Genomic DNA, 23,910 nt, shown 5'->3' on the forward strand with positions numbered 1-23,910 from the left:
CTGAGTCCGTCTCAGGTCCACTGAAACATTGCTCTGCATACGATCTTCAAAAGATCTTCTAAAAATCACAGATCAACTACGTGGCACGCCGTCCTCCACCAACACCGCGATAGGCATCGCGCTCAACGCATCGCGCAGATAAAGCAAACCGTTTTCGTCGACCTTGGGCGCCGCCGGACTCAGCCAGTCGAACAGCGCCCGCGCGGCCAGATCCGCGGGCATTTCGATCGCCGTATCGCCCCATTTGGCCGGATCGACCATCGGCAAATCGCCGCCATTGCCTTCTGCGCCGAGCAACCCGGCAGCAAGCCGGCTCGCCACCACCACAGCCCACGCATTCCCATGCCGCCGTGCAAACGCGACCACATTGGACGCATGCGCACCGCGCACTGCAAGCGGCAGATACGCACTCTGACTCAACAACTCCGGCAAATGCGCGCGCAACGCCAGCATGCGCTGCACTACCGAGAGCTTTACCCGGCCATCGTGCCAGTTCGCCAGAAACTCCGAAGGCGGTGTTTGTGCGAGCCACGCCTCACGCCTCGCAAAATCGACGGGCCGGCGATTGTCGGGATCGACCAGGCTGAAGTCCCACAACTCAGTACCCTGATAAAGATCGGGAATCCCAGGCGACGTCAGCCGCAACACGGTCTGCTGCAAACTGTTGAGCGCACCGGCGCGTCCAATCCGCGCCACGAACGCGGACAACTCGCGCAGGAAACCATTGCGTCGCTGCGGCGCCAGGATATCGAACAGGAAATCGCGGCAGCCGGCCTCATAGGCTTCGTCGGGGGCGAGCCAGTTGGTCTGCAGCTTCGCTTCCCGTAGCGCCTTCAATTGCCATTGCGCGACGCGCTCAGCCAGTTCCTTGACGCCCGCTTCATCGTCCGGCTTTAAATCCGGTGGCCAACTGCCCACCAATGTCTGGTACAGCATCGCCTCGGCGGCGGGGCCTGGCGCCCAATCGTAGCTTGTGTCGTGGCTCACGCTGCTGATCGGCTTACCGTCGAGCGCACGGCGATGCGGCGCGTTCAAGGTCGACCACGCACGCAACGTCGTGCTCCAGTCATGAAAAATCTCGCTTAACACCGCAAGCCGCGCACGCACGTCTTCGCCACGCTTGTGATCGTGCGTGGCCGTGGCGAGCATCGCGTGAGGAAAGCGCTGCGAACGTTCGAGATTCGCCGCATGAAATTGCGCGACCGACAGAGCAAACTCGCCCGGGTCCGAGCCGACTTCGTTGCGCGATAGCAAGCGTCCGTAGCGATAGCACGCTGTATCTTCAATCGCCTTTGCGGCGACCGGTGCGGTCAATTGCGAAAACAGCGTCTGCGCAGTGCGCCGCGCGGAACCTGCATGACTTGGCGGGGCGCCATTCGAACCTTGCTGTTGCGATTGCGCATTGCCGCGTGCGTTCGGCACCTCTTCAGCACTGCCGCCAAGCCACGCGTTCACGCGGTCGAGCACCACGTAGTCCGCGCGCGAAAGCGTCTCACTCGCGCCTGCTAGCGCCTGCTCGAAATACACGTTATCGGCAGCGCTGCGCAGCCCGTTCTGTGGATAGACCCGATACACCGGAAAATGCACGACCAGTTCGGCCAGCACGCGCCGCAGCGCGGTGAAGGTGAAATCGCGCGTGGTCAACGAATCGCGGGCAATGCGGTGCAGCGCGCGCGCCGCGCGGTCCAGTTCCGCCGAGAGGTTTTCCGCGAGAATCTTGCGTCGCGCGGCCAGGGCTTCGTCGGTGAAGCGAGGGCTGCGGCCGGTGAGTTCGGCCCAGGTCTGCGCGAGCGGTTCGGCGCCGGCCGGATCGTGCAGCAGTGCGCCCACGTCGTTCATGAAATCGTAGCCGGTCGTGCCGTCCACGGGCCAATCGTCGCGCAGCGGCTCGCCGCGGCCGAGAATCTTTTCGACGACCACATACGGCGCGGTGTCGCGCAATTCGGTGAGGCGCTGCCGCAGGCGCTGACAATACTCGCGCGGTTCGGCGAGGCCGTCCACGTGGTCGATCCGCAAACCATCCACCACGCCTTCCTGATACAGACGGAAAATCAGCGCGTGCACCGCCTCGAACACTTCAGGCCGCTCCACACGCACACCGGCCAGCGTCGAAATGTCGAAGAAACGCCGCCAGTTCACTTCGTCTGAAGCAGTGCGCCACCACGCGAGGCGGAAGTGCTGCCGTTCGATCAATCGATGCAAACGGTCACGCGTCACCGGGTCTGCGGTCGAATACGATTCCAGCACCAATTCGATCGCCGAGCTGCCGCTTTGCGCGACGAATTCGCGCAGCATGTCGCGTCCTTCGGCGGCGCGCGGCTGATCGGCAGGCTGCGTCGTCAGGCCCTGGAAACGTTCGGCCAGTGCGGCGAGATCGGCGCGGTCCGCGCTTTGCAGAATCGCCGCGTAGTCGATTGGGCACACCGGAAACATATGCGGCCCGTAGCCGATATAAAAGCGCCCGCTGTCGGCCGCAAAATGCAGCGCAATCCGGCCGGCCGCGAGTTCCTCGCCGTACGGCGCGCCAAGTGTCGGCGCCAGCACCTTGCCGCGCAAGGCCGGATCGGGCGAATGCCAGTCGACATCGAAGTGGCGAGCGTACGCGCTGTGCCGGCCCCATTCGAGGATATCGAGCCACCACGCGTTGTTCGAGCCGCCGACGCCCATATGATTCGGCACCACGTCGACGATCAACCCCATGTTGTGCGCGCGCAGTTTGTCGGCGAGGCGTTTCAAGCCCGCTTCGCCTCCGCATTCAGCGTTGACCTGGGTGTAGTCGACGATATCGTAGCCATGCATCGAACCCGGCTCGGCGGTGGTGATGGGCGACGCGTACACGTGGCTGATGCCGAGCGCGGCGAAGTAGTCGACATGCTTGGTGGCATCGTCGAAGGTAAAGCCTCGATGGAACTGGAGGCGAAGCGTGGAGCGCGGGACGGTCATGGCGTATCAGGCTCCGAAGAAACGTTGGAAGCAGCAGGAACGGTGGCGCCGCGGCGCGCGCGGTCGACCGCCAGCAGGCGATCGCTGAAGGTGCCGTCCTCGAACAATGCGTCGATGGGCAAGATCACGCGGCGGCGCCAGTTCGGATGCTCGTCGATCGAGCCGGGCAGATTCGGTTGCTCGACCAGTGCGAGCAAATCTTCGAGCGGGAAAGTGACGAGCGGCCCGGGCGTGGCGGCTACGAAGGCGAGCGCTTCATCCACGGGCGCCTTGTCGGGCGGCGGCGCGTCCACGTCCGGCGCGGCGACGCCGGCTTGCTGGAACGCGCGCCATAACAGCGCGCGATCGGCGGCGCGTTCTTCCTGTGCCACTTCCTCCGCGTCGCGGCCATCGGCGCGCGCCATCGTCTGACCGATCCGGTTGCGCCACGTGATGTCGCTGCCGCGCCACCAGCCCGCCACGGTCGGCAGATCATGGGTCGTGGTGGTGCCGACAGCGTTGCGGTCCCACGCCTGCGGCGGCTTGAAGCCCCTGCCGCCTTCCGCGCCTTCGAACCACAGCACGCGAATGCCGGCGAGACCGTGCTCGTCGAGCCGCTCGCGAAAACCGGGCGGCACAGTGCCGAGATCTTCGCCGATCACGATCGCGCGATGCCGCCATGATTCGAGCGCGATCAGCCGCAGCAGGTCTTCGAGCGGATAGCGCAGATAGGCGCCGTTGCGCGCGCTCTCGCCCTCGGGCACGAGCCACAGGCGCCGCAAGCCGAGAATGTGGTCGATGCGGATGCCGCCCGCATGCGCGAACGCCGCGCGCAGCATGTCGATGAATGCGGAGAAGCCCTGCGTGCGCATTGCGCGTGGCGAGAAGGTAGTGAGCCCCCAAGCCTGTCCGGCCTGGTTGAACAGATCGGGCGGTGCGCCCACTGAAATGCCTTGCAGCATGTCGTCGCGGTACGACCATGCATGGCTGCCGGCACTATCGCACCCGACGGCGAGGTCGGCGATCAGGCCGACCGCCATGCCGGCGTCGCTCGCTGCATGCTGCGCGTGCGACAAGCCCTTGGCGGCGAGCCATTGCAGAAACAGATGAAAGTCGACTTCATGCCGATGCGCTTCGGCAAAGGCTTCAACTTCCGGACTGCGTGGATCGCGCAATGCCTCGGGCCAGTTGCGCCAGTGGCCATTGCCGCCTTCCTGAGCCAACTGCACCGCCTGTAGCGCTTCGAAACGCGCGTGGTCTTCGAGCGCACGGCCGGCACGTTCGCAGAAACCGTGAAATTCGAGCGCACGCGGCGTGTCGTGCGCGCGTTCCTGGGCGCAGAAATTCTCGTACAGCGCACGCAAAACCTTCAGCTTCAGCACGACCGCGTTCGGCCAGTCGATCAGTGGCAAGTCTTCGAGTGCCGGCCATGCTTCGGTGGCCTGCGCGGCCTCGAGCGCGGCGCGCGCGGCTTCGGCACCGAACACCGCGGTGGGGTCGATATGCGTGACATTCAGCCACAAACGCGACGACGGCGAATACGGACTGAAGCGATTTGGCTCGGCGCTGAACATCGCGTGCGTCGGACTGACGGCGAGCGCATGCGCGCCACGCTTTGCGCTTTCAATCGCCATTTGCGCGAGGGCCGTATAGTCGCCGATGCCGCCATCGCCCGTGCGGCGCAAGCCGTATAACTGCGCGGCGATACCCCACAACAGCGGCGTTTGCGTCGTGGTGCCGTCGTGCAGCGTGCGCCATGCATCGGCGACGGTATAGCAGCGCGACGGCGCGACGGCCAAAGTCATGCGTTGTTCGTTGATCACCAGCGTGTGATAGCCGGGCTCGTCGATCGGTGTGAGCAACGCTTCCTCGCCTTTAGGCGCCGTGAAGCGACCGTCGATGATCGAGCCGCTTTCGAGTTCGATCCGGTAGTGACTGCCGGATTTGATCGCCGCGGCAGGCAGCGCGATGCCGCGCTCGACCTCCGCCGTCATCAGCGGGGGCAGTTTGCGGCCGGAGAGTTCCGCTTCGAGCGCGGCGGCGCTGTGCCGGATCTGCGTGGCGTTACCGCACGGTAAACCCATCCGGTCGAGCAGCACGGCGAGTGTGCTCTCGGGTACGTGTTGCGTCGTATGGTGCGCATCCCGCCACTCGACTTCGAAGCCAGCGCGCGTGGCAAGGGTCACGATCGTATCGTTTGGACGGCGGGTGGCACTCACGCGTTGTGCTCCTGTTGGCCGGCGATGCGGGCATCGTGGCCGATGGCATAGTCGCTGACGTCGCCGGTCACCCACGCGACGAACGCGAATGACGGCAACACCTTGGCGTCGATCTGCTCGCGCACGCGCGGCGGCGTTTCGAAAATCACTTTGCCGGCAGGCAGATCGGGGAACGCCACGTTCTCCTTCGAGAGATTCAACGCAATCGACAAGGTTTCGCCATCGGTGAGTTTCCAGCGGGAAATCAGCGCATTGGCGTCGCCGCCGTTTGTGGCGGTCAACACGGTCGAGCCACACGCTTTGGCATGTTTCAGACGCGGCGTGATCAGCTTCGCCCGCACGGCGAGCGCGGATTTGTAGAAGTGCATCCACTCGAGGCGGTCTTTCGCGTTTGCATCCGCAGCGGCGCCTTGAATGGGCTCAGGCGGCGACGAGGCCGCAAAGGTCTGCACGTCGTTCGGATCGGGAATCTGCGCGCGACGCTTTTCATCGCTGAACGCCGAAAAGCGTGCGAATTCGCGACGCCGCCCTTCGCGCACGGCGTCGGCGAGCTCGCCGGTGTAGTCGGTGAAAAACAGGAACGGCTGGGTCGAGCCGTATTCCTCGTCCATAAACAGCATGGGGATATGCGGCGACAGCAGCAGCAAACCGGTGGCGGCGCGCAAGGCATCGTCCGACGTCAGCTTGCGCAGGCGCTCGCCGAATGCGCGATTGCCGATCTGATCGTGATTCTGCAAGAACATCACGAACGAGGTGGGCGACAGATGCCGGCTCGCTTCGCCACGCGGCGCACCGTCGTGAATCGGCGACGGGTCACCTTGATACGCGAAACCTTCCGACAACACGCGCGCAAGGCGGCGGATCGGCTGATCCTCGTATGCGTGGTAATAGCCTTCCGTTTCGCCCGTCAGCAGAACGTGCAGCGTGTTGTGCGCGTCGTCGTTCCACTGCGCGTCGAAATGCGTTTCAAGCAGGCTCGCACTGTTGTGTTCGTTTTCCAGCACCAGATGCACATGCCGGCCGTGCTGCACTTTCGCGCGGATATGGTCGGACAATTCGCGCAGCCACGTGTGATTGTCGATGGCATGCACCGCGTCGAAACGCAGGCCGTCGAGACGATATTCGTTGATCCAGTAGACAGCGTTGTCGATGAAGAAATCGCTCACTTCACTGCGGTCGAAATCGATCGCCGGGCCCCACGGCGTGTGCGTGCCTTCGCGGAAAAACGAGCGGGCGTATTGGTGCAGATAATTGCCGTCCGGTCCGAAATGGTTGTAGACCACGTCGAGAAAAACCATCAGGCCGAGACCGTGCGCGGCGTCGATCAGCGTTTTCAGTTCTTCGGGGCGGCCGTACGCGGAATCGGGCGCATATGGCAGCACGCCGTCGTAGCCCCAATTGTGGCGGCCGGGAAAGTCGTTTAACGGCATGAGTTCGATGGCCGTCACGCCGAGCGCGACAAGCGTGGGCAGACGTTTCTGCACGCCCGCATAGCCGCCCATCGCGCCGACGTGCAACTCGTACAACACCGTTTCTTCCCACGGGCGACCGTGCCAGTTCGTATGTTCCCAGTGGTACGCGCGCGGGTCGATCACTTCGCTCGGCCCGTGCACGTCTTGCGGCTGGAAGCGTGACGCAGGATCGGGCACCGCATGCTCGCCATCGAGCCGGAAGCGATACAGTGTGCCCGCGCCGCTCTCGACGGTGGTTTCGAACCAGCCGTTGCCGGCAGGCGTCATGTCGTGCGCGCCCTGGGCCGGTCCGTTTTCGATCTCCACCTGGACCGTCTTGCACGAAGGCGCCCAGAAACGGAACCGCGTGCGCGGCTTCGCGCCCGTAGCGCCTAGCAACTGTGCGCTGAACGGCAGGCAATGCGCGTGATGATGCGCGTGAGGATCAATCGGACTTTCGGACATGATTCATCACCATTCGATGTTACTTTCGCCTACGTGGTCGGCGACGTATCGCTGCTCGGCGGATGCGCACCCGGATCGGGCGGCAGCGCGGTCAACAGCCGCGGCCCGTGCTGCGCGCCGGCTTTCCAGCCCGCCTGCCAATCCGCTTCGCCAATGGGCTGCGCCGCCAGCATCACGAGGCTATGCGCGGCCACTTCGACCTCCGGCACTGCCAACCGATGCGGCGCGCTTTCCGGCTCAGCCGTATCTAGCAGCACATGCCATTCCAGGTGTGGCGCGGGCGGTGTGAAACGCCGTGTTTCGTCCGCAGCATTGAGCATCATCAACAATACTTCCGTTTCGTCATTCAAGCCTGGACCCGCGCGCCGCAACGTGAACGCGCGGCCTTCGGGGTCCTGCCAGGCTTCGATAGTGAGCGGATCGCCGTGTTCATCGAACCAGCCGACATCGAACAAGCCCGGCAACACTTCGCGATCGCCGAACAGAAAGCGCGTTTCGCGCAGCAGCGGATGCTGTTTGCGCAGCGCGATCACGCGTGCGACGAACGCGGTCATCTGACGGCCGTCGGGCGACTCCGCGCGCTCCCAGTCAAGCCATGATAGTTCGTTATCCTGGCAGTACGCATTGTTGTTGCCGTTCTGCGTGCGCAGCGATTCGTCGCCTGCCAGCACCATGGGTGTGCCGAGCGCCATCAGCAACGTGGCGATCAGCGAGCGGGCCACGCGTTTGCGGGTTTCGAGGAGGACCGGATCGTCGGTCGGGCCCTCTACACCCCAATTGCGACTGCAGTTTTCGTTGTGGCCGTCGTTGTTGTCTTCGAGATTGGCCTCGTTGTGCTTGTGTTCATACGCGGTGGTATCGGCGAGCGTAAAACCGTCATGCGACGTGACAAAGTTGACCGATGCCCACGGTTTCCTGAAACGCCGGTTGAACAGATCCGCGGAACCGGTGAGACGCGCTGCAAGATCGGGACGCAGGCCCGCGTCACCGCGCCAGAAGCGGCGCACTGTATCGCGGAAACGATCGTTCCATTCGGCGAAGCCCGGTGGATGGTTGCCGAGTTGATAACCGCCAGGGCCGATGTCCCATGGCTCGGAAATCAGCTTGCGTTGCGACAGGATCGGGTCCTGGCGCAACGCGTCGAAGAAACCGGAGCCGGGATCGAAACCATGCTGCTCGCGGCCGAGCGTCACGCCGAGATCGAAACGGAAGCCGTCGATATTGAACTTCGTCGACCAGTAGCGCAGCGAATCCATCACCATCTGCAGCACGCGCGGATGCGGCAGGTTCACGGTATTGCCGCAGCCGGTGTCGTTGATATGGTGGCGTTCGTCGCCGGGAATCAGGCGGTAGTAGCTCGCGTTGTCGAGGCCGCGCCATGAGACGGTAGGCCCCATCTCGTTGCCTTCGCAGGTGTGGTTGTAGACCACGTCGAGAATCACTTCGATGCCGGCCGCATGCAACTGACGCACGGCGATGCGCATTTCATCAAGCCGGTGCGAACTCAGATACGACGGCTCCGGCGCAAAAAATGCCGCGGTGTTGTAACCCCAGTAGTTGCGCAGGCCGCGCTCCACCAGAAAGCGGTCGTTCAGAAACGCATGCACGGGCAGCAATTCGACGGCGGTCACGCCGAGCTTCAGTAAATGCTCGATGAATTCCGGCGACGCCAGCGCGGCAAACGTGCCACGTTCGTGCTGGCGCAAATCGGGGCGCAACATCGACACGCCGCGCACATGCGCCTCGTAGACGACGGTTTCGCCCCACGGCACATTCGGGCGCTTGTCGTGCGACCAGTCGAAGGCTTCGTCGATCACGACGCACTTTGGCATGGCCGGCGCCGAGTCGCGCCGGTCGATGGACAGGTCGGCGCGATTCGAATGCACACGGTAACCGAATAGCGCATCGGACCAGCGAAACTGCCCGACCAGTTTGCGCGCATACGGATCAAGCAATAGTTTGTGCGGATTGAAACGATGTCCGTGCTGCGGCTGGTACGGCCCATGCGCACGAAAGCCGTATGCCGTGCCGGGGTGCGCATTGGGCAAATAGCCGTGCCAGATTTCGTCGGTGCATTCGGGCAGCGTGAAGCGCCTGATCTCCTTGCGACCGGTGGGATCGAACAGGCAAAGCTCGATTTTCTGCGCATTCGCCGAGAACACCGCAAAGTTGACGCCGAGGCCATCCCAGCTAGCGCCGAGCGGATAGGGCGAGCCGGGCAGAAGCCGGTCGGGCATTGCATGCGACATGATTCCCCTTCCTTGTTCTGTTTTATGAACGCTATCGTGGGACTTCATGCAAAGGGCGCGCGGCCTGGCCGCCGCGCGCCCGTCTTACAACACTTCTATCAATCTGCGCGCAAAACGATCGTTGCCAAAGGTGGCAGCGTCAGCGCAGCGGAATGCGGCCAGCCGTGGCTCGAGACGTTGTCGGTGTGGATCAGCCCGCCATTGCCCATGTTCGAGCCGCCGTACACGCCGGCATCCGTATTCAGCACTTCTGCCCAGCGGCCGGCGCGCGGCATTCCCATCCGGTAACCGACCCGTGGCACCGGCGTCATATTGCACACCACCACCAGTTCGCGGCCTTCGCCATCGGTGCGGCGGTAGGCATACACGCTGTTGCCGTTGTCGTCGCCAACTAGCCATTGGAAGCCGCCCGGCTCGCTGTCGAGCAAATGCAGCGCGGGCTCGTGGAGGTACAGATGGTTCAGGTCGCGCACGAGCTTCTGCACACCGTGATGGTTCGGATCGTCGAGCAGATGCCAGTGTGGCGACGTGTCGTGATCGAATTCCGCCATCTGGCCGAATTCGCCGCCCATGAACAGCAGCTTCTTGCCCGGATGCGTCCACATGAAGCCGAAGTACGCGCGCAGGTTGGCGAATTTCTGCCATCTGTCGCCGGGCATCTTGCCGAGCAGCGAGCCTTTGCCGTGCACCACCTCGTCGTGAGAGAGCGGCAACACGAAACGCTCGGAATATGCGTACACCATCCCGAAGGTCATCATGTGGTGATGGTATTGGCGGTAGACCGGGTCCTCTTCCATGTAGTGCAGCGTGTCGTGCATCCAGCCCATGTTCCACTTGAACTGGAAGCCGAGGCCGCCATCTTCGAGGCGTGCGGTCACGCCCGGCCACGCGGTCGATTCCTCGGCGATCGTGATCGCGCCCGGCACGCCCGGCACATAGCCGACTTCATGATTCAGCCGCTTCAGAAATGCGATCGACTCGAGATTTTCGCGCCCGCCGTGGATGTTCGGCACCCACTCATCGGCGGCGCGCGAATAGTCGCGGTACAGCATCGAGGCGACCGCATCCACACGCAGACCGTCGACGTGATAGCGCTTCAACCATGCGAGGCCCGATGCCACCAGGAACGCGCTCACCTCGTTGCGGCCGAGGTTGTAGATCATCGTGTTCCAGTCCTGGTGATAGCCTTCGCGCGGATCGGCGTGTTCGTAGAGCGGCGTGCCGTCGAAATCGATCAGGCCATGCACGTCGTTCGGAAAGTGCGCCGGCACCCAGTCGAGAAGTACGCCGAGGCCGGCCGCGTGCGCCTTGTCGACGAACAGGGCGAACTGCTCGGGTTTGCCGAAGCGTGCCGACGGCGCGAACTGTCCGAGCGGCTGATAGCCCCACGAACCGCCGAACGGATGCTCGGCGATCGGCATGAACTCGACATGCGTGAAGCCCATGCTTTTCACGTACGGAATCAACCGCTCGGCGAGTTCTTCCCACGTGAGGCCGCGCTGGCCCTCTTCGGCGACGCGCAGCCACGATTCGGCATGCACTTCGTAGATCGAGATCGGCGCGCGCGAGGTCTGTTTGGCGGCGCGCGACTGAATCCAGTCGTGATCGGTCCATTCAAATCGCTCGATCTCGTCGACATGCGCGACCACGGACGCGGTGCCTGGTGGCAATTCCGTTTGCATCGCGCACGGGTCGGCCTTCAGCGGCAACGGATGGCCGTCACGGGCGAGCAATTCGTACTTGTAGCGCGTGCCCGGGCCGACGCGCGGCACAAACAATTCCCACACGCCTGCCTGATGGCGCAGCCGCATCGGATGACGGCGACCGTCCCACGAATTGAAGTCGCCGACCACCGAGACGCGCCGCGCGTTCGGCGCCCAGACGGCGAAGCGCACGCCTGGCACGCCGTCCACTTCCATCGGACGCGAGCCGAGGCATTCGAGCACCGCGTACGGGTCGCCACCGGCCAGACGGCCCAACGGCTCGTCGCCGAGAACGGGGCCGAACGAATACGTGTCTTCGATTTCCTGCACGGTCCCATGCCAGTCGATGCGCAGGCGATAGGGCGCGGCAGAGGTGATGCGGCCGGCAAACAGCCCCGGCCTGAGTTGCTCGAGCTCGCCGAGCGTTGCGCCGTTGGCGCGTGAAATGACGGTGACGTGCCTGGCGTTCGGCAGCAGCGCGCGCACCACCGGACCCGCGTCCGTCCGATGCATGCCGAGCTGCGAGAAAGGATCGGGGTGACGCGCTTCAACGAGCGCGTCGATATCGAGGGGTTGGAGGCCTGCGGCCGGATCGTGCTCACTCATAGTCGCCCTCGGCCGGATTAGGCGATGCGGCGGCGTTTGGCGCCTGGGTTGATGGATCGTGCTGCGGGCTGCCAGTGTCACCGAGCAAGCGGCTGGTGAGCGAGGCGAGGCCGCGTACCGGCAAACTGAGCCACGTTGGACGATTCGCCGCCTCGTAACGGATTTCATAAGCGGCTTTCTCGATCAGGAACAGATCGAGCAAGGCCTGTTCGGCTTCGGGCGCTACCAGTGGCGTCGGCGAATCCGCGATGGCGGCGCGGTATTCCTTGAGGAACGTCTCGGTAGCATGCGCACGGAAACGGTCGAAGAGCGCGCGCTTGCGATCGGCGGTTTGCTGTGGCGCGCTTTCCATCGTGGACTGCGCCGCGGCGCTCGCATACGACAGCGAGCGCAACAAGCCGGCCACGTCGCGCAATGGATTCGACTTCTGACGCCGTTCCTCCAGCGTACGCGCGGGTTCGCCTTCGAAGTCGATCAGATACGCGTCGCCCTGCGCGACCAGCACCTGACCCAGATGGAAGTCGCCGTGAATGCGGGTACGCAGCGCGCCCGCATCGCCCGACACCAGCTTGCTGACCGCAGCGACCAGCGCGGCGCGACGGTCGATCAGGCTTTGTGCCAATGCCTGGGTGTCCGGATCGCTCATCTGTTCGATGCGCGGCGCGAGCAGATCGAGCGCGCCGGCGAGCATGGCTTGCGTGCCGGCGACCCACGCCTTCACCTGCTCGGCGCTGGCGAGTTCCGGTGCGAATGCCGGGTCGTCGGAAGGTGACGCAAGCGCCATGTGCAGTTCGCCAAGCCGCTTACCAATGGTGCCGGCCAACGCGCTGTAACCTTCCATGAGAATCGTTTCGTTGTCGCGGTCCGGCGATTGCCCGTCCGTATCGACGGCGATCGCGAGTTCGTCCACCGAGCGGCGCAGGTAGTCCAGCGACCAGTTCCAGGCGTCGCCCTGATTGTCGATATAGCCTTGCAAGATAGCGAGTGTATGCGGCACGCCTTCGGGATCGACGCGCACCACTTCACCATACAGCGGCGCGGTGTTCGCGTAGCCGAGCTGGGTCAAATAGCGGCTGATTTCCGCTTCCGGATGAACGCCGCTCACCAGACGCCGCACCAGTTTCAACACCGCGGCATCGGCGATGATCAGCGAGCTGTTGCTTTGCTCGGCCGCCAGCCAGCGGATTTCGGGCCGCTCACCGATATCATTGAGTTCGGAGAAACGCTCGGTGGGGAGGAACTTGATCTCGCTCTTCTGTACGGTCGGCACGACGGCGCGTTCGCGCAGCTTGCGCATCACGCCATGAGCGAAGATGGGCAGTGCGAACGCGTCCGTCAGATGACCGACGTTGCGGCCGCGGCGCACGCGCGCCAAGGCGAGTTGCATGAACAGCGGCGTGGTGGTCTCGCCGCCCCACGTGATCGCGATCGGCACGACGTAGCGTTCGGTATGATCGCCCACGTCGGCTTCGATTTCGGTGAACGCGAAACCGCCGTTGGGGATCGTCGTCAACGCGGCGAGGCGCACCGCGTGCATCTTCTGATCCTTTGAGGCAAACCAGCGGCGCCGGCTCAGCCAGGACGGCAGCACTTCGGATTCGAGCAGCCGGACGTTTTCCGGCGTCGGGCCGACCTGACCCTCGCGGATCACGATCGTGACGAACTCGGGCAGCGGTTCGGAATGCGCTTGCGCCCATGTCGGACGCTGGCCACTCGAGCAGAGCATGAACCACAGGAAACCGTACGGCGGGAAGGTCAGCAGATAAGTGAGCTGGCCGATTGCCGGGAACACGGAATCGGCAGTCATTTCGATCGGCACCGAGCCGTTGAACTCGGATAGATCGAGTTCGACCGCCTGCGGTGCGCGCGACAGATTCGCGACGCACAGGATCGGGGGTTCGTCCGGCAATTCGCGCAGATACGCAAGGATCTTGCGGTTTTCCGGCTTCAGGAATCGGATCGTGCCGCGTCCGAAGGTTTGTTTCGCACGGCGCGTGGCGAGCATGCGCCGAGTCCAGTTCAACAGCGAATGCGGATCGCGGCTTTGCGCTTCGACGTTGACGGCGTCGAAGCCGTACAACGAACCCATCACCGGCGGCAGCACCAGTTGTTCGGGATCGGCGCGCGAGAACCCGCCGTTACGATCCGACGACCACTGCATCGGCGTGCGCACGCCGTCGCGGTCGCCGAGGTGGATGTTGTCGCCCATGCCGAGCTCGTCGCCGTAATAGATCACGGGCGTGCCGGGCATCGACAGCAGCAGCGAATTGATCAGCTCGATGCGGCGGCGGTCGCGTTCCATCAGCGGTGCGAGCCGGCGGCGAATGCCGAGGTTCAGGCGCGCCCGGCGATCGCTCGCATAGGTGTTCCACAGGTAATCGCGCTCTGAATCCGTGACCATTTCGAGCGTCAGTTCATCGTGATTGCGCAGGAAAATCGCCCACTGATTCGTTTCCGCGAGGTCCGGCGTCTGCCGCATGATGTCGGTGATTGGGAAGCGATCCTCGCTCGCAATCGACATATAGATGCGCGGCATCAGCGGGAAGTGGAACGCCATGTGGCATTCGTCTTCGTCGCCGAAATATTCCTTCACGTCTTCCGGCCACTGGTTCGCTTCGGCGAGCAGCATGCGGTTCGGATACTCGGCGTCGATGGTCGCGCGGATCTTCTTCAGTACTGCGTGCGTTTCCGGCAGGTTCTCGTTATTGGTGCCTTCGCGTTCGACCAGATATGGCACCGCGTCGAGCCGCAGCCCGTCGATGCCCATGTCGAGCCAGAAGCGCATCACCTGCAGCACTTCCTTCAGCACGGCCGGATTGTCGAAGTTCAGATCGGGCTGGTGCGAGTAGAAGCGATGCCAGTAGTAAGCGCCCGCGACCGGATCATGGGTCCAGTTCGACGGTTCAGAATCGATGAAGATGATCCGCGTTTCCTGGTACTTCTGATCGGTTTCGGACCACACATAATAGTTGCGATGATTCGACCCCGGCTTCGCGCGACGGGCGCGTTGAAACCACGGATGTTGATCGGACGTATGGTTGATCACCAGTTCCGTAATCACGCGGATGCCGCGTGCGTGCGCTTCCTGAATGAAGCGCTTCACGTCCGATAGTTGACCGTAGTCGGGATGCACGTTGCGGTAATCGGCAATGTCGTAGCCGTCGTCGCGCCGCGGCGACGGATAGAACGGCAGCAGCCAGATCGCATTCACGCCGAGCTCGGCGATGTAGTCGAGCTTCGCGATCAGGCCCGGAAAATCGCCGACGCCGTCGTTGTTCGCGTCGAAGAACGACTTGATGTGCACCTGATAAATGATGGCGTCTTTATACCAGAGCGGATCGTCGCTGAGCGCGGCGGGTTTGCCGCGCCGCGATGTCCGCACTTTCGCCGCGCCGGCGGCTGTGCTCGCATGGATCTGCGACGTGCTTTGGGCTGGATCTTCACGCTTCATGTCGCACCTTCCGTAGGGGTTGGGTTGCCAGCGTCGTCTGCGTGATAGTCGCTGTCGGCATCATCCGGGCGTTCAGCGGGTAGGCCGCCGAGCGGCGCGATGCGCCAGATCGAAAACGGTTGGCCTGAACCGAGGCGGACGTGCTGCCAGCGGCCGTGCCATTCGAAACGCGCACCGGTCATCTGATCGGTCGCTTCCAGCGCGCCATGGTCGTGCAGATTCCAGTGGTTGAAAGTGTCCCACGACAATTCGATATCCGCGCCCTGTTCGTTGAAGGGGTCGAGATTGATCGCGACCAGGATCACGTTGTCGCGTGCTGCGGTCGCTTTTTCGAAGAACAGGATCTTGTCATTGTGCGCCGTGAGTAACGTGAGGCCGAGATGCGTTTGCAATGCCGGGTTTGCGCGGCGAATCCGGTTCAACGCAGTGATCTCGCCGACGATGTTGCCGGGCCGGTTCCAGTCCCACGCGCGTAGTTGATACTTTTCGGAGTCGAGATATTCCTCGCTGTTCGGCAACGCAGCGGCCTCGCACAATTCGAAACCGCTATACACGCCCCACAAACCGGCGAGTGTGGAGGCCAACGCGGCCCGGATCAGAAAGCCCGAACGCCCCGACGACTGCAAATGCCGCGGGTTGATGTCCGGTGTATTGACGAAAAAATTCGGCCGGTAGAAATCACGCGCGCTGGTTTGCGTGAGTTCGGTCATGTACTCGATGAAGTCGCGCTTCGACTCGCGCCACGTGAAATACGTGTACGACTGCGAGAAGCCGATCTTGCCGAGCCGGTTCATCATGCGCGGCCGCGTGAAGGCTTCAGCGAGGAAAATCGTGTCGGGATAGCGCGAGCGCACATCGTCGATCACCCATTCCCAGAACGGCAGCGGTTTGGTGTGCGGATTGTCCACACGGAAAATGTGCACGCCCGCCTCGATCCAGAACAGGAAGACGTCGCGCAGCGCGAGCCACAAATCGGGCTTGGCGTCGTGCGCATAGAAGTCCGGATTGACGATGTCCTGGTACTTCTTCGGCGGATTTTCCGCGTAACGCAGCGTGCCGTCGGGACGCCAGGCGAACCACGTCGGATGCTCCTTCAGCCACGGGTGATCCGGCGAGCACTGGATCGCGAAGTCGAGCGCGATTTCGAGGCCGTGCGCGTGGGCGGCGGCCAGCATCTGCTTGAAGTCGTCGAGCGTGCCGAGTTCGGGATGCACGGCAGTGTGGCCGCCCTCGACCCCACCGATCGCGTACGGGCTGCCGACATCGCCCGGCTGTGCGGTCAGCGTATTGTTGCGGCCTTTGCGATTGGCGACGCCGATCGGGTGGATCGGCGGGAAGTACAACACGTCGAAACCCATGTCGCGGATGCGCGGCAGTTTCGTGACGACGTCAGCGAAGGTGCCGTGACGCGATTCATCGTCGCTCATCGAACGCGGGAAGATTTCGTACCAGCTTGCAAAGCCTGCCGCGGTGCGTTCGGCGTCGATCTTGTAGACGATTGGATCGCGGCTCAGGAACGGGCGGTGGCGCGCGGCGGTCATCGCCTTCGCGGTGGTCGGCGCCAGCAGCAGTGCGAGCTTGGCCTCGGGATCGGCCTTGGTGAAGACCTTGACGATATGTTCGAGCGGCTCGCTTATCGTACCTTCCGCGGTTTCCACTTCGGCGAGCACCAGGGCGAACAGATGCGTGGCTTCGTCGAGTTCGAGTTCGACGGTTTGGCCCGCCTTCAGCTTCTTCTGAATATGCTCGACCAGCGACGCAAAGTCGTCGCGCCATGCGATCACCGTAAACTCGTGACGGCCCATGCGCTCCAGCGGAATGCGCGCTTTCCAGATATCGAGGCCGGCCGGCTGTGCGGGGCTCATCGGTACTTCGTGCCAGGCGGTTTCGTCAGCGGCGCGCCAGACGACGGCGGCGGCGATCTTGTCGTGGCCTTCCGCGAAGATCGCGGCGGTGATTTCGGCGCGCTCGCCCACCGTGCGTTTGGCGGGGAAGCGTCCGTTATCGACCGCGGGTGTCACGCTCTCGATCGCCACGCGCGGCGCGCTGATCGCTTCGAGCACCGTCTTGCGGCCGCTGCGCTTGCTGTTTGCCTTGTCGATCGGCGGCGCGAGACGGATCGGTTCATCGGCGACCCCGCGGAACAAACTGACGGCGCCGGGTGCGAGCGTGAACGGCGTCAGCGTGGCGGGCGTGGCATGCGCGGACGCGTCGAGCGGGACGAAGCGCGTGAAGTTGCCCGGTACGCCCGTGAGGAAGCGGGCTGGATCGACGCGCACAGGCGCACCGAGTTCGGGGTTGATGGCGATCAGGATCGCTTCTCCGGCGTCGCGCAGATCGGGCGCGTCGGCGCGCAGCAAGACGGCCGCGGGCGCGCCGGGCCCGCTTAGCGGGCGCAATTCGCCGTTGGCGTGCAGCGTTTTTGTATTGCGCGCCACGTCGTTCACATGGCTGATCTGTTCCGAGAGATCGAATCGCTTCGACCGGCAGGCCAGCGCAAACTGCGCAGCGTCGCCGCGCGTCTGCGACATGGGCTCGGTGATGCCATATTCGAAGCCCATCGGCATCATCCAGCCGGTGCCGGTCGAGGCCGACGCGAACAGCGCGCGCCGGTAGGCCCGCTCGACGATGGCGGCGTCGTGCGCCTCGCTGAGATCGGCAGCGAGGCGGGTGCCGTAAGGCGCTTCGGGAAAGGCGATGGGTGCGGCGATGCGGGCGAGCGCGGCATGCTCTTCCACCATCCAGCCGGCGCGGAAGTCCCACCAGCGCACCGACGAGAACACGCTGTCGAAGCCCGCGCCAGCGAGGCCGAGCAAATCGCCACGCGCGAGACCCGGCGTCGCGGCGAGGAAGCGCACGTCGGGATGCTTCGCCCGAACCGCTTCGCCGAGTTGCCGCCAAACCGCGGCCGGCACGCGATGCGGCGAATCGAACCGGACGCCGCCGACACCGGCGTCGGCCAGCGCCAGCAGTTGCTGCGTCCACCAGCCGACTAACGCAGCGCGGCTGGCGTCGTCGTTGAAGTTGGCATACGCGACGTTGTCCTCGTGATGCACATGGCGCGGATCGAGCCGCGCCTCTTCAGACTCGAATGGGTGGAACCAGGCGGCATGTTCGGCGTACAGCGCGCCATCGGCGGCCATCCGGTCGATCACCAGATCGACCAGCAAGGTCAGACCGTTCTGGCGTGCGGCGTGCGCGAGCGTACGGATCGCCTCCGTGGCGGGTTGCTGAGTCTCGAATGCCGGATGCAGCCGGCCGTGGTTGCCAACCACCTGTGCGTGACCCGCGCGGCCCGGCTCGAAGAGGCCGCCGATCAGCGCGTGATCGAAGCCCAGTCCGGCTGCGTGAGCGAACTGCGCAGGCCATGCATCGAGCGGCCCGACGAGAAGTGAATGGAAAAAGTAAATCCGCGGCGCGTACCCGTTTGGGGATTCCATCGGTCGTTTCCAGATTCGTCCTGCTGCGGTGTGGATGCAATTGACATGCGATCACAGCGCTCATTGGGCTTCCAGAGCCGGATACCGCGCGATGCGTGAAGCGAGGGCGCGTACTGGTCAATGTAGTGCAAAGATCGTCACGCCGCTGGCCAGTAAGGGGTGCTTTGACGCCAGGCGTCGATGGCACGGGGCCGGCCAGAACTATTCGCAAGACGCAGCAAACGTTGTGCCAGTGCGTTCTGGACCGAAGCGGAAGGGTGGCGGAGCGCGCGCCCTAAGGGGAGGCGCGACGGACGGGCGGACGCGATGGGAGCGCGGCGGCGGGTGGTTTGCGTGTAAAACGGACGGGCGTCGCCCGGGTTTTACACGGGGTGGCGCGACGCGGGCGCGGGGGCCGCCGGGGCCGCAAAAGGCGAAGTGGCGGCCGGCGGGGCAAGCGTCGAGAGGGAAAAGATTTTTAAGGAAGCACGGCCGGTCAAGAGCCGAGCAAGCCCGCTGCGATGTTCACGCACAAGCCGAGCACGGCGACATTGAAGTAGAACGCCAGGATCGACTGCGCGAGCGCGGCGCGGCGAATCGACCGCGAGCGCAACACCACGTCCGAGGTTTGCGAGGCCACGGCGATGGTGAACGAGAAGTACAGGAAATCCCAGTAGTTCGGCTGGAGCTTGTGGTCGGGAAACAGCAGGGGGGTCTCCGGTGCATCCGGGTCGTAGTAAAGCCGCGCGTAGTGCGACGTGAAAATGGTCGGGATCATGAACCAGGCGCCGAACATCGTGAGGCCGGTCAGCAGGTAGTGCCATGCAGTCGAGGCGCCGGCCGTGCCCTTCGCCGAGGCCAGTTCGAGCACGATCGCGGCAATGCTGGCGACCGTTGCGACGCAGATCACGACCAGCACCACGCCCGCGTTTTCATCGTCGCGCTGCGCGAATTCGCGGACACGGCCTTCGTCGGCGGCGGCCATGTGCACCCACATGAGCAGGAGGTAGATCCACACCGCGGCATCCCAGCCGGCAAGAATACGCACCATGGGGCGTGCGTGTTCCGGAAGCAGCAGCGCGGCCACGACGCCGACGGCGAGGCCGATCAGCATGCGGGGTCGATTGCGAAGAACCTGCGGATAATATTTTAGGAGCATGAGATATAGGGTGAAGGGCCGTCTGTGCCGCGGATTCTACTCGCGCTTCGGGCACCATTTGTCGAATGGGGGAATCACAGGCTATAGTCTTTCGCAACGGCCTTGCGGGCCGCTTTCAGTTGAAAGGCGATTGGCAGGCGGCGGGTTTTTCGCCGCGCGTGCCGCGCAGTCAGGCTGTTTTCACAAGGCTGTCATCGGCACGTAATGCGGCTCGCATCGGCATCATGCAGCCACACAAGACCGCTTAAGCGGCGCCAGACCAGGTTTGGGGTAGAGAAATCGACGCAGCGCGCCAAAGGCATCACGCTACGGCGGCGTTGTCTGTTGAGAACAACTCACGATCAACTCACCATCTGGAGCCCCCATGACAGATGTTCCTGAGAATAAAGATGCGCACCATGACGTGACGCATCTGGCCAGGTTTTCGTCGTCAACGTCGCCAAAGTCCTCTTCGCCGCTTTCTTCGCCGGGATCCACTCGCTCATCTTCGCTGCATGCATCGTTTTCGGCCTCGCGCAGAGCCTGGGTGCTAGGCGCATGCGCAACGGCCGCGGCGCTCGCGTTTGCCGGGGCAGGCCGCTCGCTCTCGTGGATCGCGCCGGCGCTCGCTGACACCGCGCCCGCCGGTGGCGGACTCGATGCCTTCCTTGCGCTCTCGCAGCGTCTCACCGGTCACACGGGCTTCGACGCCGTGCTCGGCAAACGCGTCTACGACGCCCTCGCCAAATCCGACAGCCAGTTCCCCCAGAACGTCGCCGCGCTCAACACGTGGCTGCAAGGCCATGGCGGCGTGCCGTCCGATACGGTCACTCAGGCCTTGCAGGTCGATCAGCCGGCGCTCGCGAAATCCGTGAGCGCGATCATGCGCGCGTGGTATCTCGGTCTCGTGGGCGACATGCCGCATGTGGATGTGGTCGCTTATGAAAAAGCGCTGATGTTCGAGCCGGTCAAAGACGTGCTGACGATTCCGTCCTATTGCCGCGACGTGCCGTTCTACTGGACGCAGAAACCGGTGAGCGCCTGACCGATGTTCCTCTCACGCGTGCCTTGTCGTCGCATGGCCTGATTGAGCCGTTCGACGAAACGCCGGCACGCGAGATCAGCAAGCAAAGATAAGCCAGTAAAAGAGGGCAACAATGGCAAACTCAAATTCCGCCGACATCGTCGTGGTCGGGTCGGGCGTGGCGGGTGGACTGGTCGCGCATCAAATGGCGCTGGCCGGCGCGTCGGTGATTCTGCTCGAAGCCGGGCCGCGCATTCCGCGCTGGCAGATCGTCGAGAACTTCCGCAATTCGCCGGCCAAGTCCGACTTCGCGACGCCCTATCCCTCCACGCCTTACGCGCCGCATCCCGAGTACGCACCCGCCAACAATTATCTGATCCAGAAAGGCGACTATCCGTATAACTCACAGTATGTGCGGCTGGTCGGCGGCACGACGTGGCACTGGGCTGCCGCTGCTTGGCGGCTGTTGCCGTCGGACTTCCAGTTGCACAAGCTGTATGGCGTGGGACGTGATTGGCCTTATCCGTATGAAACGCTGGAACCTTGGTATTCAGCGGCTGAAATGCAATTGGGCGTTTCTGGTCCGGCCAGTACGATCGATCTCGGTTCGCCGCGCTCCAGGCCCTACCCGATGAGCGCGTTGCCGCTGTCGTACATGGATCAGCGCTTTAGCGACGTGCTCAACGCACAGGGCTTCAAGGTTGTGCCCGAACCGGTGGCGCGCAACAGCCGTCCGTACGATGCGCGGCCCACCTGCTGTGGCAACAACAACTGCATGCCGATCTGCCCGATCGCCGCGATGTACAACGGCGTGGTGCACGCAGAGAAGGCCGAACAGGCCGGCGCGAAGCTGATTCCCGAGGCGGTCGTGTACCGCGTCGAAGCGGACAACAAAGGGCTCATCACGGCCGTCCACTACAAGGACCCGAACGGCAACAGCACTCGCGTGACCGGCAAGCTGTTCGTGCTCGCCGCGAACGGCATCGAAACGCCCAAGCTGATGCTGATGTCGACTTCCGACAAATTCCCGCACGGCGTTGGCAACAGCTCCGACCAGGTGGGCCGCAACCTGATGGATCATCCGGGCACGGGCGTCACCTTCCTCGCCAACGAACCGCTGTGGCCCGGACGCGGGCCGATGGAGATGACCTCGATCGTCAACTTCCGCGACGGCGCGTTCCGCTCCGATTACGCGGCGAAAAAGCTGCATCTGTCGAATGGCGTGCCGACCATGAGCGTGACCGCCGATCTGCTGAAACAAGGCCTCACCGGTGCCGAACTCGACCGGCAGATTCGCGACCGCGCGTCGCGCACGCTGAATATCAACAGTTTTCACGAGCATCTGGCGGAGCCGCAGAACCGCGTGGTGCCCTCGGCGGATCACAAGGATGCGCTCGGCATTCCGCAGCCCGAGATCTACTACTCGATCAACGATTACGTGAAGAAGAGCGCGGCGAACACGCATGAACTGTATGCGCAGATCGCCTCGCTGTTCGGCGGCGCCGAGGTCTCGTTCGACGATACTTTCGCGCCGAACAATCACATCATGGGCACCACCATCATGGGCAGCGATCCGGAGGATTCGGTTGTCGACGCGGATTGCCGTACACACGATCACTCGAATCTGTTCATCGCCAGCAGCGGCGTGATGCCGACTGCTGCCTCCGTGAATTGCACGCTGACGATCGCCGCCTTGTCGCTGAAACTGGCCGACAAGCTCAAGCGTGAAATCTGAGCCCTGAACGGAGAGCCACAATGACGAAGAACACCTCTCGCGTGCAGCCGGCCGATGCGCTTGCCCAGCGTGCGCGTCGTCGGCACTTCCGGGTGGCGACGCTGGCGGCCGTCTTTTCGCTGTTTGCGCTGTATGTCGCCTGGCACGAAGCGCATGGGCCGACCGCACGACATAACGACGAGCTGCCGATCACGCAGGCCCACGCGGACAACGCTGCGCAACCGGACAATGCGGCGGCCACACCGACGGCGGTGGCCAGCAACGATCTCGTGAAACGCGGTGAATACCTTGCGCGCGCCGGCGATTGCGTCGCCTGCCACACGGCTGACAAAGCCCGCCCGTTCGCGGGCGGCCTGCCGATCAACACACCGTTCGGCACGATCGTGACACCGAACATCACGCCCGACCCGGATACCGGCATCGGCCAATGGAGCGACGCCGATTTTCTACGCGCGATGCATGAAGGCGTCGGCAAGAGCGGCGAACGGCTCTATCCGGCCTTCCCATACGCGGAGTACACCAAGGTCACCGATCAGGACGTGCTGGCGATTCGCGCGTATCTGAACACGCTCACGCCGATCCACTACGCGCCGCCGAGCAACAGCCTGAAATTCCCCTTCAATCTGCGCTGGCTGATGGTGTTCTGGAACCTGTTCAATTTCGACGAAGGCCGCTTCGTGCCCGATCCGAAGCAAAGCGCCGAATGGAATCGCGGCGCGTATCTGGTCCAGGGCCTTGCGCATTGCGAGGAATGCCATACGCCGCGCAATTTCACGCAGGGCTTGAAGACGAGTTCGCGTCTCTCCGGCGCGGTGCAGGCCGGCTGGCATGCGTACAACATCACGTCGGACAAGAACAGCGGCGTGGGCAACTGGAGCGATGACGAGCTGGTGGCGTATCTGTCGACCGGCGCAGCGTCTGGTCGAGCCAATGCGGCGGGCCCCATGGCCGAGGTGGTGACCGACAGCACGCAATATTTGACGCACGAGGACGTCCGCTCGATCGTCACGTATCTGCGCTCGGTGCCGCCGATCAACGGCGGCGAATCGCGTCCGCGCGACCAGTGGGGCAATCCCGCCGTCGACGATGTCACCGCGCTGCGCGGCACCAAGATCAACGCGGTGAACGGTGCGCAACTGTTCATCGCCAATTGCGCGACGTGCCATAACTGGACCGGTCAGGGTGTCGGCGCCAGCGCGCCGGGCGCGTATCCGTCACTGATTCACAACTCGGCGGTCGGCGCGAGCGACGCCAACAATCTGGCGATGGTGATCCTGCACGGCGTTAGCCGTACTACGAAACAGGCTGACGTGTTGATGCCCGCGTTCGGCACCCAGCTTACCGACGACCAGGTGGCGGCTATCACCAATTACGTGACCAAACAGTTCGGCAATCCGCAGTCCACGGTAACGGTGGATCAGGTCGCCAAGCTGCGTGCCCAGCAATAATGAGTGCGCGAACGGCGCGTTTTCCGGTAAGTTCTGCCGGAGGCGCGCCGTTTTTGCGTCGTTTCTACGTCATTCGAACG

General features: G+C 63.6%; 11 protein-coding genes. 3 read left to right on the plus strand and 8 right to left on the minus strand.

Annotated elements, in window-relative coordinates; translation table 11 throughout:
• Window positions 1-72 precede the first annotated feature (72 nt).
• From treY to M0D67_RS06275, 8 genes are all read right to left on the minus strand, one after another.
• Entirely contained in the window at window positions 73-2,943 is a 2,871-nt protein-coding gene (gene treY / locus M0D67_RS06240) for a malto-oligosyltrehalose synthase (protein ID WP_266237917.1), read from the minus strand.
• Window positions 2,940-5,141, minus strand: a complete 2,202-nt coding sequence (gene malQ, locus M0D67_RS06245) for a 4-alpha-glucanotransferase (RefSeq protein WP_171927067.1) — start codon at window positions 5,139-5,141, stop codon at window positions 2,940-2,942. Before malQ ends, treY begins: the two co-directional genes overlap by 4 nt.
• The gene (treZ, locus tag M0D67_RS06250; RefSeq protein WP_266237922.1) at window positions 5,138-7,057 is read right to left on the minus strand and encodes a malto-oligosyltrehalose trehalohydrolase; all 1,920 of its coding nucleotides are present in this window, start codon (window positions 7,055-7,057) and stop codon (window positions 5,138-5,140) included. Before treZ ends, malQ begins: the two co-directional genes overlap by 4 nt.
• Window positions 7,058-7,086: 29 nt before the next feature.
• Entirely contained in the window at window positions 7,087-9,306 is a 2,220-nt protein-coding gene (gene glgX / locus M0D67_RS06255; RefSeq protein WP_266237924.1) for a glycogen debranching protein GlgX, read from the minus strand.
• Window positions 9,307-9,404: 98 nt separating this feature from the next.
• Window positions 9,405-11,615 (minus strand): 1,4-alpha-glucan branching protein GlgB, encoded by a 2,211-nt coding sequence (glgB, locus tag M0D67_RS06260; RefSeq protein ID WP_266237926.1) that lies wholly within the window; start codon window positions 11,613-11,615, stop codon window positions 9,405-9,407.
• Window positions 11,608-15,066: a maltose alpha-D-glucosyltransferase gene (treS, locus tag M0D67_RS06265; RefSeq protein WP_266237929.1), complete on the minus strand. Its 3,459-nt coding sequence runs from the start codon at window positions 15,064-15,066 to the stop codon at window positions 11,608-11,610. The genes glgB and treS overlap by 8 nt, the downstream gene beginning before the upstream one ends.
• Window positions 15,063-18,506: a maltotransferase domain-containing protein gene (locus M0D67_RS06270; protein ID WP_266237932.1), complete on the minus strand. Its 3,444-nt coding sequence runs from the start codon at window positions 18,504-18,506 to the stop codon at window positions 15,063-15,065. The genes treS and M0D67_RS06270 overlap by 4 nt, the downstream gene beginning before the upstream one ends.
• A gap of 475 nt (window positions 18,507-18,981) precedes the next feature.
• Window positions 18,982-19,644 carry a DUF1345 domain-containing protein gene (locus M0D67_RS06275; protein ID WP_266237934.1) on the minus strand — a complete coding sequence of 221 codons (663 nt, stop codon included), beginning with the start codon at window positions 19,642-19,644 and terminating at the stop codon, window positions 18,982-18,984.
• Between the two features lie 364 nt (window positions 19,645-20,008).
• On the opposite strand from M0D67_RS06275, the gene M0D67_RS06280 reads away from it, so the two are divergent.
• The 3 genes from M0D67_RS06280 (at window position 20,009) to M0D67_RS06290 (ending at window position 23,830) form a co-directional block, all read left to right on the plus strand.
• The gene (locus tag M0D67_RS06280) at window positions 20,009-20,668 is read left to right on the plus strand and encodes a sugar dehydrogenase complex small subunit (RefSeq protein ID WP_266237936.1); all 660 of its coding nucleotides are present in this window, start codon (window positions 20,009-20,011) and stop codon (window positions 20,666-20,668) included.
• Window positions 20,669-20,780: 112 nt separating this feature from the next.
• Entirely contained in the window at window positions 20,781-22,382 is a 1,602-nt protein-coding gene (locus tag M0D67_RS06285; protein ID WP_266237938.1) for a GMC family oxidoreductase, read from the plus strand.
• 20 nt (window positions 22,383-22,402) lie between these two features.
• Complete coding sequence (locus tag M0D67_RS06290; protein WP_266237940.1) at window positions 22,403-23,830, plus strand: cytochrome c; 1,428 nt, start codon at window positions 22,403-22,405, stop codon at window positions 23,828-23,830.
• Window positions 23,831-23,910: the final 80 nt, after the last annotated feature.

Origin of the sequence: Paraburkholderia sp. SECH4 (genome assembly GCF_030511745.1) — a bacterium.
In the GTDB taxonomy this organism is placed as follows: Bacteria; Pseudomonadota; Gammaproteobacteria; order Burkholderiales; family Burkholderiaceae; genus Paraburkholderia; species Paraburkholderia madseniana.